15 protein-coding genes and 1 tRNA gene are annotated in these 14762 nt (G+C 47.8%); 10 read left to right on the top strand and 6 right to left on the bottom strand.

The features are described 5' to 3' along the window. Positions 1–5 precede the first annotated feature (5 nt). Positions 6–779 (top strand): ZIP family metal transporter, encoded by a 774-nt coding sequence (locus ICN12_RS06135; RefSeq protein ID WP_216271591.1) that lies wholly within the window; start codon positions 6–8, stop codon positions 777–779. On the opposite strand, the gene ICN12_RS06130 is transcribed toward ICN12_RS06135, so the two are convergent. Beyond that, entirely contained in the window at positions 776–1606 is an 831-nt protein-coding gene (locus ICN12_RS06130) for a sulfurtransferase (RefSeq protein WP_216271589.1), read from the bottom strand. The two genes, ICN12_RS06135 and ICN12_RS06130, sit on opposite strands and share 4 nt — an antisense overlap. 38 nt (positions 1607–1644) lie before the next feature. Then, positions 1645–2751 carry an aromatic ring-hydroxylating oxygenase subunit alpha gene (locus ICN12_RS06125; protein ID WP_216271587.1) on the bottom strand — a complete coding sequence of 369 codons (1107 nt, stop codon included), beginning with the start codon at positions 2749–2751 and terminating at the stop codon, positions 1645–1647. Between the two features lie 162 nt (positions 2752–2913). On the opposite strand from ICN12_RS06125, the gene xseB reads away from it, so the two are divergent. The 4 genes from xseB to folE2 are packed head-to-tail and all read left to right on the top strand — an operon-like array spanning position 2914 to position 6856. Further along, a complete protein-coding gene (xseB, locus tag ICN12_RS06120) occupies positions 2914–3147 on the top strand; it encodes an exodeoxyribonuclease VII small subunit (protein WP_216271585.1) in 234 nt (77 codons plus the stop codon). A 20-nt stretch (positions 3148–3167) separates the two neighbouring features. Beyond that, positions 3168–4070 carry a polyprenyl synthetase family protein gene (locus ICN12_RS06115; protein ID WP_216271583.1) on the top strand — a complete coding sequence of 301 codons (903 nt, stop codon included), beginning with the start codon at positions 3168–3170 and terminating at the stop codon, positions 4068–4070. A gap of 16 nt (positions 4071–4086) precedes the next feature. Further along, a complete protein-coding gene (gene dxs / locus ICN12_RS06110) occupies positions 4087–6003 on the top strand; it encodes a 1-deoxy-D-xylulose-5-phosphate synthase (RefSeq protein ID WP_216271581.1) in 1917 nt (638 codons plus the stop codon). A 25-nt stretch (positions 6004–6028) separates the two neighbouring features. After that, positions 6029–6856: a GTP cyclohydrolase FolE2 gene (folE2, locus tag ICN12_RS06105; protein WP_216271579.1), complete on the top strand. Its 828-nt coding sequence runs from the start codon at positions 6029–6031 to the stop codon at positions 6854–6856. Positions 6857–6859: 3 nt separating this feature from the next. Here folE2 and tsaD read toward each other — a convergent pair whose 3' ends face one another. Beyond that, entirely contained in the window at positions 6860–7933 is a 1074-nt protein-coding gene (gene tsaD / locus ICN12_RS06100) for a tRNA (adenosine(37)-N6)-threonylcarbamoyltransferase complex transferase subunit TsaD (RefSeq protein WP_216271577.1), read from the bottom strand. A gap of 77 nt (positions 7934–8010) precedes the next feature. Here tsaD and rpsU point away from each other — a divergent pair, with 77 nt between their 5' ends. The 3 genes from rpsU to dnaG all read left to right on the top strand — a co-directional run bounded on the left by rpsU (position 8011) and on the right by dnaG (position 10792). Next, positions 8011–8223: a 30S ribosomal protein S21 gene (gene rpsU, locus ICN12_RS06095; RefSeq protein ID WP_011903537.1), complete on the top strand. Its 213-nt coding sequence runs from the start codon at positions 8011–8013 to the stop codon at positions 8221–8223. Between the two features lie 142 nt (positions 8224–8365). Next, a complete protein-coding gene (locus ICN12_RS06090; protein ID WP_216271575.1) occupies positions 8366–8812 on the top strand; it encodes a GatB/YqeY domain-containing protein in 447 nt (148 codons plus the stop codon). Positions 8813–8842: 30 nt separating this feature from the next. Further along, positions 8843–10792: a DNA primase gene (gene dnaG, locus ICN12_RS06085; protein ID WP_216271573.1), complete on the top strand. Its 1950-nt coding sequence runs from the start codon at positions 8843–8845 to the stop codon at positions 10790–10792. Positions 10793–11009: 217 nt separating this feature from the next. On the opposite strand, the gene ICN12_RS10980 is transcribed toward dnaG, so the two are convergent. Then, positions 11010–11438, bottom strand: a complete 429-nt coding sequence (locus ICN12_RS10980; protein WP_370624959.1) for a hypothetical protein — start codon at positions 11436–11438, stop codon at positions 11010–11012. On the opposite strand from ICN12_RS10980, the gene rpoD reads away from it, so the two are divergent. Further along, positions 11419–13554, top strand: coding sequence for an RNA polymerase sigma factor RpoD (rpoD, locus tag ICN12_RS06080; protein ID WP_370624958.1), 2136 nt, complete (start codon positions 11419–11421; stop codon positions 13552–13554). The two genes, ICN12_RS10980 and rpoD, sit on opposite strands and share 20 nt — an antisense overlap. A gap of 29 nt (positions 13555–13583) precedes the next feature. Here the strand turns inward: rpoD and ICN12_RS06075 are convergent, their stop codons facing one another. Then, positions 13584–13988 carry a PIN domain-containing protein gene (locus tag ICN12_RS06075; RefSeq protein ID WP_216271569.1) on the bottom strand — a complete coding sequence of 135 codons (405 nt, stop codon included), beginning with the start codon at positions 13986–13988 and terminating at the stop codon, positions 13584–13586. After that, entirely contained in the window at positions 13978–14208 is a 231-nt protein-coding gene (locus ICN12_RS06070; protein ID WP_216271567.1) for an AbrB/MazE/SpoVT family DNA-binding domain-containing protein, read from the bottom strand. Before ICN12_RS06070 ends, ICN12_RS06075 begins: the two co-directional genes overlap by 11 nt. Before the next feature lie 340 nt (positions 14209–14548). On the opposite strand from ICN12_RS06070, the gene ICN12_RS06065 reads away from it, so the two are divergent. Then, positions 14549–14625 (top strand) — tRNA-Ile (locus ICN12_RS06065). Positions 14626–14762 lie beyond the last annotated feature (137 nt).

Below are 14762 nucleotides of genomic sequence, written 5' to 3'. Positions count from 1 at the left end.
TTTATATGTCAGTACTGCAAAGCATCTTGTTGGTAACAGCGCTAGCGGGCACGGCTAGCGTCTTGGTTGCAGCGAGCTTTTCATTATCTTTGCTCTCGAAGATGGTTCATGGCATGGTGAGTGTATCTGTCGGTATTTTGCTGGCCACTGCCTTACTGCACTCCTTACCTGAGGCTTTCACAATGCCTGGGGCAAGTCCACAGTTGCTGTTTGCTACTTTGCTTGCAGGTCTCCTTGGCTTCTTCTTGCTGGAGAAAATTGCACTATTGCGTCACAGCCATCATCACGAAGGGGATGGTCATGGTCATCACCACGGTCATGATGCTGAAGTAGCCGGTCGTAGCGGTTGGATGATTTTGGTGGGTGATGGACTGCACAATTTTGTGGATGGTGTTTTGATTGCTGCTGCATTCATGGCGGATTACCAAGTGGGTATCTTTACTGCTATTGCCATCATCGCGCATGAGATTCCGCAAGAGATTGGGGATTTCATTGTGCTGCTCAATGCGGGCTTCTCCCGCACGCGCGCTTTGTTCTACAACTTCATTTGTGGTTTATCAGCGGTGGTTGGCGGCGTATTGGCTTACTTCTTCTTGGAGAAAGCCCATGCAGCAATGCCTTACCTATTGGTGATTGCTTCAAGTAGCTTTATTTATATCGCAGTGAGTGATCTCATTCCGCAAATGCATCGTCGCCCGCATTGGGCTGAGTCTTTACGTCAAACGATTTTGATTGCCTGTGGGGTTGGCTTGGTAATCTTGCTATCGCTATTGCATTAAAGCGCTACTGGCCTGCTAGGGTCAGCGCACCACTCACTCCAACTGCCCGCATACAGTCGTGAGCCTTTAAGGTCAGCAATTTCCATGGCTAGCAAGTTATGACAAGCTGTCACCCCAGAGCCGCATTGATGAATCACCTGAGATGCTTTGGTTGATCCCAGGAGAGCATAAAAGTCTTTATAGAGTTGTTCAGGTGACTTAAACGATTTTCCGGATAGGTTATCTCTAAAGAAATAATTAATCGCATCGGGGATGTGCCCACCGACAGGATCTAAGGTTTCATTTTGACCATGGAAGCGATCATTTGCACGGGCATCGATCACAACACTCTTTTTGCTTTGAAGATTTTCAATCACACCGTCTACCAAAACCAGGCCAACGTAAGGCATTGCTGCTACTGGCATGATTGTCGGTTTTGCTTCGCGTGGCAGGGTGCTGATTGGGCCGTTCCAGGTGTCTAGGCCACCATCCAAGACTTGCACTTTGGCATGACCGGTTGCTTTGAGCATCCACCATATTCGACTGGCATACACAGAGCCTTGACCATCATAGGCAACTACTAAAGTATTGGAGTCAATTCCTAGGCGCGACTTAGTTTGGGCCCAAGCTTCTGGGGTGGGCAATGGGTGACGACCATTTTGGCCGGTTTTGAGGCCAGATAGGTCTTGATCAAGATCGACATAAACAGCCCCTGGAATATGACCTTCTAAGTAGGATTTTCTGCCCGCCTGCGGATCGACTAAATCAAATCGGCAATCGCAAAGCAAAACATTCTCGCCGCTATTAATGATTTCTTCTAACTGGTTTGCAGTGATGAGAGGCGTCATGAAGGCTTCCTATTTCGGGCGAATGTAGTGTTACTTGATTATGCGTCTTGATAGTTCATTGCGCGACGGTACCATTCATGAAAATGTTGCATGCCGTCTTCCATGGGGCTTTGATAGGGACCCACTTCATTTTCGCCGCGAGCCAGTAGCGCTGCACGTCCAGCATCCATGCGCTCGGCGATTTCGTCATCCTCAATGCAGGTTTCCATATAGGCCGCACGCTCTGCTTGTACATACTCTCGCTCAAAGAGGGCGATTTCTTCGGGGTAGTAAAACTCCACGATGTTGCGCGTTTTATTTGGTCCCATTGGGTGTAAGGTAGAAACGCACAGAACGCCTGGATACCACTCCACCATCACATTGGGGTAGTAGGTGAGCCAGATGGCGCCATGGCGCGGTGTCTTGCCTTCGTGCTGGCGCAATACTGCTTCATGCCATTTTTGATAAACCGGTGAGCCTGGCTTCTCTAGGTCTTTATGAATGCCGACAGTTTGTACGCTATGCCAGTCACCAAATTCCCAACGCAAGTCTTCGCAGGAAACAAACTTACCTAAGCCCGGATGAAACGGGACAACATGGTAATCCTCAAGATAGACCTCGATGAAGGTTTTCCAGTTGTAATTGCATTCGTGGACTTCAACATGATCGAGCACATATCCGTCAAATTGGAGATCGCCTGCAACACCGAGTTTGGCGAGATCGGCGCGAACATCACGAGGACCTTCAAATAAGAGCCCTTGCCAATTTTGCAAAGGAGATTTGCCAAGATTCAGGCAGGGCTTATCTTCAAAATGGGGCGCGCCTAATAATTCGCCATTTAAATCATAGGTCCAGCGATGGAGTGGGCACACGATATTATCTGTTTTGCCGGAGCCATTAAGCATCAGTGCTTGACGATGGCGGCAGACATTGGAAAGGAGTTCAACGCCTTGCTGGTTGCGAACCAGTAAACGACCTTCATTTTCCGAGCTCAGGGTTTGATAGGACCCAACTTCAGGAACCATGAGTTCGTGACCTACATAGCCTGGGCCCTGTTTAAAAAGCAGTTCAATTTCGCGCTGATAGAGATCAACGTCGAAATATGCCGAAACCGGCAGTTGTAGATTGGACGGCGCAAGCTGCTGCGCGGTAGCCAGATTAGTCATTCTCCCCACCCCCGAAAACGTCAGCCGAAGCTAAGCGGAATAACCAATCCAACCATCGACGGATCGATATTGGAAAGGAAGGAGGGGATTATACCCATCTGAACCCCGTCTCGCTTTAATATGTAGGGCTATATCTGTAAGAAATTTGAAGGAATGAATCCAATGCCAGCAAAGAAATCTGAGGGTCAGAAACCCGGTCTTGAGGTTCAAATCGACCCTAGCCTGCGTTACGAGCAGGCTGTAAAGGAGTTGGAAAAGCTTATTTCTGACATGGAATCTGGCAAATTCTCGCTGGAGGAGACACTTTTGGCCTATCAGCGCGGCGCAGCACTTTTGAAGCATTGTCAGGGCATGCTGGCTCAAGTTGAGCAGCAAGTTCGGGTATTTGAGGCCTAGGCTCCACCAAAACTTCTTTTATGAATAAGTTCTTTTCTTTTGATGACTGGATTCGCGCTCATGGGCAGCGAACAGAATTGGCTTTGGAGAATTTGCTCGATGCTGCCAATGCCAATCCCGCTCGTTTGCATGAAGCTATGCGTTATGCCGCGCAGGGTGGTGGTAAACGCATTCGCCCTTTATTGGTTTATGCCGCGGGTGAATTGGGTGATGACGCTAGCGCAGAAACACAAGCAGCTTTAGATGCAGCCGCTGTTGCGATTGAGTGTATTCATGCTTACTCATTGGTGCACGACGACTTGCCTTGTATGGATGACGATGACTTGCGTCGTGGACGACCAACAGTGCATAAGGCATTTGATGAGGCGACTGCTTTGTTAGTAGGCGATGCCTTGCAAACACGCGCATTTGAGATTTTGGCAAATGCGCAATGCGATGCAGAGACCTGTTTGGCCATGATTGCTGCATTAGCTAGTGCCTCAGGTTCGCGTGGCATGGCTGGTGGCCAGGCGATTGATCTAGAGAGTGTTGGAAAAAAATTAGATCTTGCGGGCCTAAAGCAAATGCATGCAATGAAAACAGGCGCCTTACTTTCTTGTTCGGTGCAACTGGGTGGCATTGCCGCCCAACTGAAGCCGAGCCAGATGCAAGATCTCGCGAATTATTCTGAAGCCTTGGGCTTGGCCTTTCAAATTGTGGACGATGTTTTGGATGCAACCGCAGATAGCAACACCTTAGGCAAAACCGCAGGAAAAGACGCTGCCAACGATAAGCCGACCTATGTGACCTTGATGGGTTTAGACTATGCAAAGAAGGCAGCAAAAGATTTGCAAGGAACGGCAATTGCTAGCCTAGAGAGTTTTGGTGCTAAAGCCCAAGCTCTGAAAGATTTGGCTCTGTTAGTGGTTAATAGAGGTAAATAAGATTACTGAAGATTTGATGACTTTAAATTCCATTCACTCCCCTGCAGAGTTAAAAAAACTTCCTCGAGAGCAACTGCCTGCGCTTGCTGATGAGTTGCGTCAATTCGTGCTGGATTCTGTTTCTAAAACCGGCGGACACCTCTCCTCTAATTTAGGAACAGTGGAGTTATCGATTGCTCTGCACTATGTATTTGATACGCCACATGATCGGATCGTATGGGATGTGGGACATCAAAGTTATCCGCATAAAATTTTGACTGGTCGTCGTGATCGTATGAATACCTTGCGCCAGTTCAGCGGTTTGTCTGGTTTCCCACGTCGCGCTGAAAGTGAATACGATGCCTTTGGTACCGGCCACTCTTCTACGAGTATTTCTGCGGCGATGGGTATGGCTCGCGCTTTTCAGACCAAGGGTGAGAAGCAAGTAGCTATTGCAGTGATTGGTGATAGTGCGATGACGGGTGGTATGGCATTTGAGGCGATGAACAATGCTGGCGTCTATGACGATTTGCCTTTGGTGGTGATTCTGAACGACAACGATATGTCGATCTCGCCAGCAGTGGGTGCCCTGAATCGTCACTTGGCGAGATTGCTGAGTGGCAATATTTATTCCGCAACGAAGAAGGGGATTGATAGTGTTTTATCGATCGCCCCTCCTTTGCGTGAGTTTGCAAAACGTTTAGAGGATCATGCTAAGGGCATGGTCTCACCATCAACCATTTTTCAAGAATTTGGTTTTAACTACTTTGGGCCAATTGATGGGCATGATTTAGACGCCTTGATTCCCATGCTGCAGAACGTCCGTCGCTTGGCGCTGGAGGGTCGTGGCCCGCAGTTCTTGCATGTAGTCACTCGCAAGGGTCAGGGTTATGAGCTCGCAGAGGCTGACCCAGTGCTCTATCACGGCCCTAGTAAGTTCAATCCAGAAGAGGGTATCAAGAAATCAATCACTCCATCGCAGAAAACTTTCACTCAAGTCTTTGGTGAGTGGTTGTGCGATATGGCACACGCTGATCCACTTTTAATCGGCATTACGCCTGCCATGCGTGAAGGCTCCGGCTTAGTTGAGTTTGAAATGAATTTCCCGAAGCGTTATTACGACGTCGGTATTGCTGAACAACATGCGGTGACTTTTGCGGCGGGTATGGCATGCGAAGGTATGAAGCCTGTTGTTGCAATTTACTCCACTTTCTTACAGCGCGCTTACGATCAACTCATTCATGATGTGGCAATTCAAGATCTGCCAGTGTTGTTTGCTTTAGATCGCGCTGGTCTAGTGGGCGCTGATGGTGCAACGCATGCGGGCGCGTATGACATTCCATTCTTGCGTTGTATTCCGAACATGCTGGTGTTGACGCCTGCTGACGAGGCAGAGTGCCGCGATTTGCTGACGACTGCATTTCATCAGCCGCATCCAAGTGCAGTGCGCTATCCGCGCGGCGCTGGTGTCGGAACTATTCCATCCAAAGAGTTGCGCACCGTTCCATTAGGTAAGGGCGAATTGCGTCGCAAGTCTAATGCGCCAGCGGGTCAGCGTATGGCAATTTTGGCCTTTGGCACTTTGCTGTATGCAGCCCTCGAAGTTGCTGAGCGGATTGATGCCTCAGTTGCCAATATGCGTTTTGTAAAACCATTGGATATCGAACTCCTCAAATCTTTAGCGCAAGACCATGATTATTTTGTGACGATTGAAGATGGTGCAATTCAGGGTGGCGCAGGTAGTGCTTGTCTAGAGGCGCTCTCCGCTATGGGTATCAATAAACCCCTACTCCAATTAGGTCTTCCAGATGAATTTGTGGAGCATGGCGATTACAAGCTCTTGATGAGTAGGTGCGGACTTGATGCAGCTGGGATTGCCAAGTCGATTTCCCAGCGTTTTCCAGGGCTAAATTCTGCTAAAACGGAAGTAAATACCGTGCTTACGGGCAAATAAGTCATTTTTGTCTGAAAATAGAGCCATGAACGATATCAATACCGCTTTTCTCAAACCGCAAGCCATGCCAGACATTCAGTCTTTGCATGACGAGCGTGCATTGCCAATTGAGCGGGTGGGTATTCGGGGTTTGCGTCATCCGCTGATCATTCGCACCAAGTCTGGTGAGATGCCGGCGGTTGGTAATTTTGAAATGGATGTGGCATTGCCTGCGCATGTCAAGGGTACGCACATGTCCCGCTTCATCGCGCTCTTACAAGACCACCATGAGCCGATTGACAGCACCTCTGTTGTTGCGATGGTGCGTGAGATGTTGCCACTACTAAACGCAAGCGAAGGTCGCATTGAGTTTACTTATACGCACTTTGTTAAAAAAGCCGCCCCAGTTTCTGGTGTTGAAAGCTTGATGGATTACGAAGTGACTTGGATGGCGAAGGCTAAGCAAAATGCGTCCGGTGCAATCGATGTTGAGCTAAACCTCCGCGCTTTAGTTCCGGTAATGAGTTTGTGCCCTTGCTCGAAAGAGATTTCTGAGTACGGTGCGCACAATCAACGCTCCCACGTCACGATGTCGGTAGAGCTTGATCCACAGACAAAAATGACTGTAGAAGATTTGGTAGCAGCCGCGGAGAGCCAAGCCTCTAGCGAGTTATGGGGCTTACTTAAGCGCCCGGATGAGAAGTGGGTTACCGAGCGTGCTTACGACAATCCAAAGTTTGTGGAAGATCTTGTACGTGATGTGGCTGGGCAACTCAAAGACGATCAACGCATTTTGTCTTTAGTGGTTGAGGCTGAGAACTTTGAATCTATTCACAATCACAGTGCTTACGCTAGGATTAGTCTAGCTAAGTAATTCTTAAGCGAGATTGTTGCTCGCTAAATCCCAGCGGGGTTTGATATCAAAAGCACCTGAAGTAGTTGAGCCATTGTTTTCTGCCAACATGCGCAGCGCTCCAGCAAAAGCAATCATCACGCCGTTATCGGTACATAAATCCACTGGTGGATAGTGCACTTCAAATCGATTCTTTTTGGCATTCGCGTTCAAGGCGGCACGCAATTGCAGGTTTGCACCCACACCACCAGCAAGCACTAAATGTTTGCAGCCAGTTTGCTTGAGCGCTTTTTCTGATTTGCTGACCAAGACGGCTACCAAAGAGTCGACAAAGCTTCGTGCAAGATCCGCCTGAAATGTTGCAATCGCATCAGGATCGGAAATTCCCAGTGCCTCAAATTTTTTCACTTGGTTCAAAACAGCTGTTTTGAGTCCGGAGAAGGAAAAATCCAAATCCCCTGAATGCAGCATCGGCTTGGGTAGGTCAAATCGCCCCGATTGCCCTTTTTCTGCCAATTTGGAGATGGCGGCGCCACCTGGGTAGTCCAGACCGAGTAATTTGGCGGTTTTATCAAAGGCCTCGCCAGCAGCATCATCCAGGGTTTCACCGAGAAGTTGGTACTTGCCAACCCCGCTCACCAGCATGAGTTGGGTATGCCCGCCTGAGACTAGTAGGGCAATAAAAGGGAATTCCGGTACGGAAACCCCTAAAAGCGGAGAAAGCAGGTGCCCTTCGAGGTGATGAACTCCAATTGACGGCAAATTGAGGCCTTGGGCAAGGGATTTAGCAAAAGCGCTGCCCACTAGTAGGGCGCCTGCCAGGCCAGGACCCTGGGTATAGGCCACGGCATCGATATCCTTTAATTGAAGTCCCGCCTCATGCAAGGCGTCATCTAGGAGGGGTAAAACCCGCCGTATATGGTCTCTAGAGGCTAGTTCAGGGACAACGCCCCCATACTCTTGGTGCATGGCGATTTGGGAGTGTAGGGCCTGCCCCAATATGCCCTCATGGGCTGGGGCGTGGTTTTCCCAGGGGGTGGTGTTGTATACAGCCACCCCGGTCTCGTCACAGGAAGTTTCTATGCCTAAAACAATCATTTTTTTGCTTGGTCGTGCTAGAATCGCGTTTCAGTTAATTTTTCGATATTTTTCGAGCATATACGAGTTAAACAAGTATGACTACAGTCCGCCTACGTGAGAACGAACCTTTTGAAGTGGCATTGCGCCGTTTCAAGCGCACCATTGAAAAAAATGGCCTATTGACCGACTTGCGTGCCCGCGAGTTTTACGAGAAGCCAACGGCTGAACGTAAGCGTAAGAAGGCTGCTGCTGCTAAACGCCATTACAAGCGTATTCGCAGCCAGATGTTGCCTAAGAAGCTTTACTAATCGAATTTAAAAGCTCTCCTCACCGAGAGGCTTTGAAACCCGCTGACGGTGAAACGCAGCGGGTTTTTGCTTTTTAAGGTATTCACAAAAAGCCAATACACTAAAGATCGAATCAGCATCAAACCTATTAGGAGTTAATTCCATGAGTCTTAAAGATCAAATCACTGAAGATATGAAAAACGCCATGCGCGCAAAAGAAGTGGCACGCTTAGGAACAATTCGCCTTTTGTTGGCAGCCATTAAGCAGCGCGAAGTCGATGAGCGCATTGTGATGGATGATGCCAGCGTGATTGCTACGGTTGAGAAGATGATCAAGCAGCGCAAAGACTCGATCTCCCAGTTTGAAAAAGCCAGTCGTGATGATTTGGTGGCGATTGAAGCTGCTGAGATGGTTATCTTGCAAGCTTACTTACCAGCACAGTTGTCGGATGCTGAAGTGGAAGCTGCTGTAGCTGCCGCTGTAGCATCAACGGGTGCTGCTGGTCCGCAAGATATGGGTAAAGTGATTGGCGTTCTCAAAGGCCAGTTGGCCGGTAAAGCAGACATGGGCAAAGTTTCTGGTTTGGTAAAAGCTGCGCTGGCTAAGTAGACCGCTAAGTTAAAGCCTCATCCATTACTGATGGCTCTCATACCCCAATCCTTCATTGCTGATTTATTAAATCGGGTCGACATCGTTGATGTCGTTGGGCAGCACGTGAAGTTAAAAAAAGCGGGCGCGAACTTTCAAGGTTTGTGCCCCTTTCATTCAGAAAAATCTCCCTCGTTTTCAGTTTCTCCAACGAAGCAGTTCTATCACTGTTTTGGGTGTGGAGCACATGGGTCTGCGATTAACTTTCTCATGGAGTACTCAGGCCTGGGTTATGTAGATGCAATTGAAGACTTAGCGCGTTCTGCAGGTTTAGATGTGCCGCGTGAGGAACGCACCGCTAATGATGTTGCGCGCCAACAGCAAACCATGGCCTTGAGTGAAGTGATGAGTGCAGCAGCAGATTGGTATCGCCAGCAACTCAAGGTAGCTCCCCGTGCCGTGGAATACCTCAAGGGACGCGGTCTGACTGGCGAAATCGCTAAACGCTATGCATTAGGTTATGCGCCGGATGGCTGGCAAGGCCTTGAAGCAGTCTTTGGTACTTATGCCAATGATGAAGTTGCTAAGACTTTATTAGAGGGCGGCTTACTCATTCAGAGTGAGCAAAGTGATAGCGCTCAAACTGCGCGTCGCTACGATCGTTTTCGTGATCGCATTATGTTTCCGATTCGTAATCCCAAAGGTCAGACCATTGGCTTTGGTGGACGCATCTTAGATCAGGGTGAGCCCAAGTACTTAAATTCTCCTGAGACGCCACTGTTCTCTAAGGGCAATACGCTCTACGGTTTGTTCGAAGCAAGACAGGCGATTCGCTCACAAGAGTATGTGCTTGTGTGTGAAGGTTATATGGATGTGGTGGCGCTTGCGCAATTGGGTTTCCCAAATGCCGTAGCTACCTTGGGCACAGCTTGTACCGCTAATCACGTGCGCATGTTATTGCGCCAAACTGACCGCGTTGTATTTTCATTTGATGGAGATTCTGCTGGTCAACGTGCAGCACAGCGCGCATTAGAAGCTTGCCTGCCTTTGATGTCCGATGACAAAGAGATTCGTTTCTTATTCTTACCTACAGAGCACGACCCTGATAGTTATGTACGTGCCTATGGCGCACCTGCATTTGAAAAAGTCATTAAAGAAGCGATGTCCATTTCAAGTTTCTTCTTTAAGATCGTGAGCCAAGAGCATGAGCTCAGCACTCCTGAAGGTAGGGCGCAAACACATCACGCTGCAAAGCCCTTATTACTATCCATGCCGCCGATTGCTTTGCGTACGCAAATTTTGCGAGAGTTGGCGATTCGCACTAACTCTACCCCTGCAGATTTAGAGTCTTTCTGTGGGCTGACTGTGGTGCCCCCACCAGTACAGCAGGGATCCTATGCCAATACAAATCAGCGGGCACCAAACTTTATTCAGGGTAATGCTGGCAATAGAACACAAGGCGCACCATGGCAGGCATCCAAAGGCTCAGCCAAAAGAGTGGCCACGCAAAATATTCCTCCTCCACAGGCTCCCACAGATTTAGCAGAGCAGATGTTGCGTGTGTTGATTCAGTTTCCGCATTTGGGTAAAGCATTGGATGCCAACAAGAGAGCGCTTGCTCTGCAAGCTTCTGAGTTGCGGTCTGCAAAAGCTCTGGAGTTGATGAAGGACTTATTGGCTCAGTGTGATTTGGTTGAATTAATCCCTGGTGAAAATGGCAAGCCACCAGCTGTTGGTGCGGGCGCTTTTGCTTTATTCCAAGAACAATTGTCTCGTAGCGAGTTAGCTCCCCTCTATGAGGTGCTGAGAAAGCGGGTTATGGGCTCGGATTTGGAGATCGAAGGGGCGATTGCAGATTTGGATGGCGCCTTCAAAAAGCTGGAGCTTACCCACCTGAAAACAGAGATGACAGAGATTGCTCAAAAGATCGCTGGCAGCACTGCAACAGAGCAAGATCGAGCTCGATATCGCGAGCTGGGTGAAAGATTGAAATTCTCTTAAGAAATTTCTGATTTAGCCCTAGAAAAACCCGAAATTTACCCCATATTTTTAGTATGCGCTGGGGTAAAAAAGTCGCAATCGACTATAATCCTCTATTCCCAGAAAAAAACCGATTTAATTCAGCCACTTGCGCTTTATTTTGAAGAAATTAAGGACAAGTGGACAACGTGGCTATGCTGAATCGGCCGAGATCAATCATCAGTAATGTGAGTAAGTGCTAATAAATGCCAAATATCAAGAAAAAACCAGCCAAACCAGCAGCCAAACCAGCAGCTAAACCAGCAGCCAAGCCAGTAGCAAAAGCCAAGGCTGCAGCTAAGCCGGCAGTAAAAGCTAAGGCCTCAGCGAAAGCAGCTAAACCGGTAGTAAAAGCAAAGGTAGTGGCCAAGCCAGTTAAGCCAGCACCTAAAGCGCCTGCAAAAGCAGCCAAACCGGTGGCTAAAGTAGTAGCTAAGCCTGCGGTGAAGGCTAAGGTAGTAGCCAAACCAGTATCAAAAGCGCCTACAAAAGCAGTCAAAGCGCCAGCCAAACCAGCGCCTAAAGTTGCAGCCAAGCCAGCTGCCAAGACTCCTGTTAAAGCGGTCAAGCCAGCAGCAAAGTCTGCAGCTAAGCCAGAAGTTAAGGTTGTGGCAGCTAAAAAAAGCAAAGCTACTGCTGCCCCAAAGGCTGAAGTAGAAAAAGTAGCCAAAGAAGTGAAAGAAACTAAAGGCAAAAAAGCCAAGACTGTTGAGCTTGAGGTTGTAGTGACCGAAGAGGTGAAGAAGGGTCGCAAGCCAAAAGCAGATGCTCCAGTTGAAGGTGCTGAGCCAGTTTTGACGGACCGTCAAAAAGCGCGCGAGCGTAAAGCAAAAGAAAAGGCACTCTTAAAAGAATTCGCGGCACAACAGCTAGGCTCTGAAGAGCAACAAGAGTTGCGTCGTACTCGTCTGAAGACATTGATCAAGATGGGTAAGTCCAAGGGTTACTTGACTCATGGCGAAATGAATGATGTGATGTCAGACGAGTTGTCTGATGCGGATGCATTGGAAACGTTGATTAGCCTCTTAAACGACATCAACATTACCGTTTACGAACAGGCTCCAGATGCTGAAACACTGTTGCTCAATGAAAATGCTTCAGCAACTACTTCCGAAGAAGAAGCCGAAGAAGAGGCGGAAGCCGCTTTAGCTACTGTCGATTCAGAGTTTGGTCGTACAACCGACCCAGTGCGCATGTATATGCGCGAGATGGGCACTGTTGATCTCCTGACTCGCGAAGGCGAGATCGTGATTGCGAAGAAGATTGAAGCTGGCCTTAAAGACATGGTGATGGCGCTGGCTGCTTGCCCTGTCACTATTGCTGAAATCCTTGGCAACGTCGATAAGATTGCTAGTGGTGAGATGGAGATTGATCAATTCGTAGACGGATTGGTAGACCCTAATGCTGAAGATATTAAGTTAGGACCTGAAGAGCCAGAGATTGACCCGGATGCTGAAGAGGGTGGCGAAGAGGGTGAAGATGAAGGCGGTGGTGGTGGCGGTGCAGCTACAGCCAACGCTAAGCAATTAGAAGAATTGAAGCAGATCTCTTTAGAGAAGTTTGCAATTGTTCGCACACAAGCTGACAAGATGCGCCGTGCTTTTGATAAAGAGGGCTATAACTGCCCAGCCTATATCAAGGCGCAAGAAGCAATTCGTGGTGAGTTACTTGGTTTCCGCTTGACTGCAAAGAGTGTTGAGAAATTGTGTGACACCATGCGTTCACAAGTAGACCAAGTATGGAAGCTCGAGCGCGGTATTGTGAGCTTGTTAGTAGATAAGGTTGGCGTGAATCGCGGTGAAGTATTGAAGGACTTCCCGAAGATGTCTATGAATTTAGAGTGGACTAATAAGCTACTTAAAGAAAACAAGCCATATACAGCGCTATTGCAACGTAACGTTCCAGCGATTCAGGAATTGCAGCAAAAGTTGATCGATATCCAGACACGTGTTGTATTGCCACTTCCAGAATTAAAAGAAGTGAACAAGCAAATGATCGCGGGCGAGAAGCGTGCGCGCGAAGCAAAACGTGAAATGACTGTTGCCAACTTACGCTTGGTAATCTCGATTGCTAAGAAATACACTAACCGTGGTTTGCAGTTCTTGGATTTAATTCAAGAAGGCAATATCGGCTTGATGAAGGCGGTAGATAAGTTTGAATACCGTCGTGGTTATAAGTTCTCTACTTATGCAACTTGGTGGATCCGTCAGGCAATTACCCGTTCTATTGCCGACCAAGCACGTACGATCCGTATCCCAGTGCACATGATTGAGACGATCAACAAGATGAACCGTATTAGCCGTCAAATCTTGCAAGAAACTGGCCATGAGCCAGATGCTGCAACCTTGGCTCTCAAGATGGAAATCCCTGAGGACAAGATTCGCAAGATTATGAAGATCGCTAAAGAGCCAATTTCGATGGAAACACCAATTGGTGATGATGCGGACTCTAATTTGGGTGACTTCATTGAAGATAGCAACACCTTGGCTCCAGCAGAAGCGGCTTTGCATGACTCGATGCGCGATGTGGTCAAGGATGTCTTGGATTCATTAACGCCACGCGAAGCAAAAGTATTGCGTATGCGCTTTGGTGTTGAGATGAGTACCGACCACACTCTCGAAGAAGTGGGTAAGCAGTTTGACGTAACGCGTGAGCGTATTCGTCAGATCGAAGCCAAAGCTCTGAGAAAAATGCGTCATCCAAGCCGCAGCGACAAGCTCAAGACCTTCCTCGAAGAAGATTGATAGTTATAGCTTCAAACATCGTGAATCCTTTATGCAAAAGGGTTCACGATTTGCAGTCTCTTATCAATGATTTGTCGATGCTGCATATCCTCTGAGTAGAGCCTTTCGCAACCTGCCTGCAGCGCTGCAGCAATAATCATCGAATCATAGTGTTGATAGCCGTATCGCCTGGAAACCATCAATCCGGTCTCAAAGGTATCGATATCAAGCGATCTCACATTAAATGTGGATGTAAATAGATCCAAAAACTCATCCAACTCAGCGTTAGATATTTTTATCTTTCTCAGGCCAGCAGAAGTAAATTCATTGAGCACTTGAACGCTGATCACATTGTTCTGCTGCAGATTTTTACTTACCCAATCTGCTTTTTTGTTATCTGATGATAGTAGGTAAAGCAGGGTATTTGTATCAAAGAATATTTTCTTAGCGTTCATTCAATTCGGATCTATCAAAGTGAAAATCGTTAGGCATACGTCCACGGAATTTTCTCAGACCCTCAATCCTCTCTTGCAGAGATGGTTTCTTTCTAATTTGAAAATGTTTTTTATCGGTGACCTGAACCTCAATGTCATCACCCTCTTTAAGTTTCAAATATTCAACCACTTGGGAAGGCAATCGAATCGCTAGACTATTGCCCCATTTAGAAACGATCATGATCACTAGCTCCTTAAGATATACATATAATAATGTATATCCTTGCTTACTGTAAACGCAAGCGCCCCCACTGGATGTGGGGATGTATTGACCCTTCAATTACAATGAGGGCATAGGGCCCATAGCTCAGTTGGTTAGAGCAGAGGACTCATAAGAAAGAAGCCCTAGGGGTCTTGTAACAAAGACCTCAATAGATTCAAGAGGTTAGTGGTGAATTAGGCGGTATAAATTCACTACACACCGACTACACACCAGGGCATTTTTCATGGTGTGTAGTAAATGTAGTTTTAGTGTGGTTTTGAGGCGGTTAAGTAGTACAAAACAGCATGTAAAGATTAACGGGCCTATAGCTCAGTTGGTTAGAGCAGAGGACTCATAATCCTTTGGTCCCAGGTTCAAGTCCTGGTGGGCCCACCAGAAAAGCAAAGGTACGTACCGGACACATGCTTTACGTCCGGTACCGACCACATGGTTTACACCTTTACCAATCACATCCCCAATACTTTGGGACCAAATGGGTTTTCTAGGGCCTGTACCCGAGAAGACTCCATATC

The organism is Polynucleobacter sp. AM-25C3 (genome assembly GCF_018882335.1).
GTDB lineage: Bacteria > Pseudomonadota > Gammaproteobacteria > Burkholderiales > Burkholderiaceae > Polynucleobacter.
Note: the sequence above shows the minus strand (reverse complement) of the source record. Positions and strands in the feature narration are given on the sequence as shown.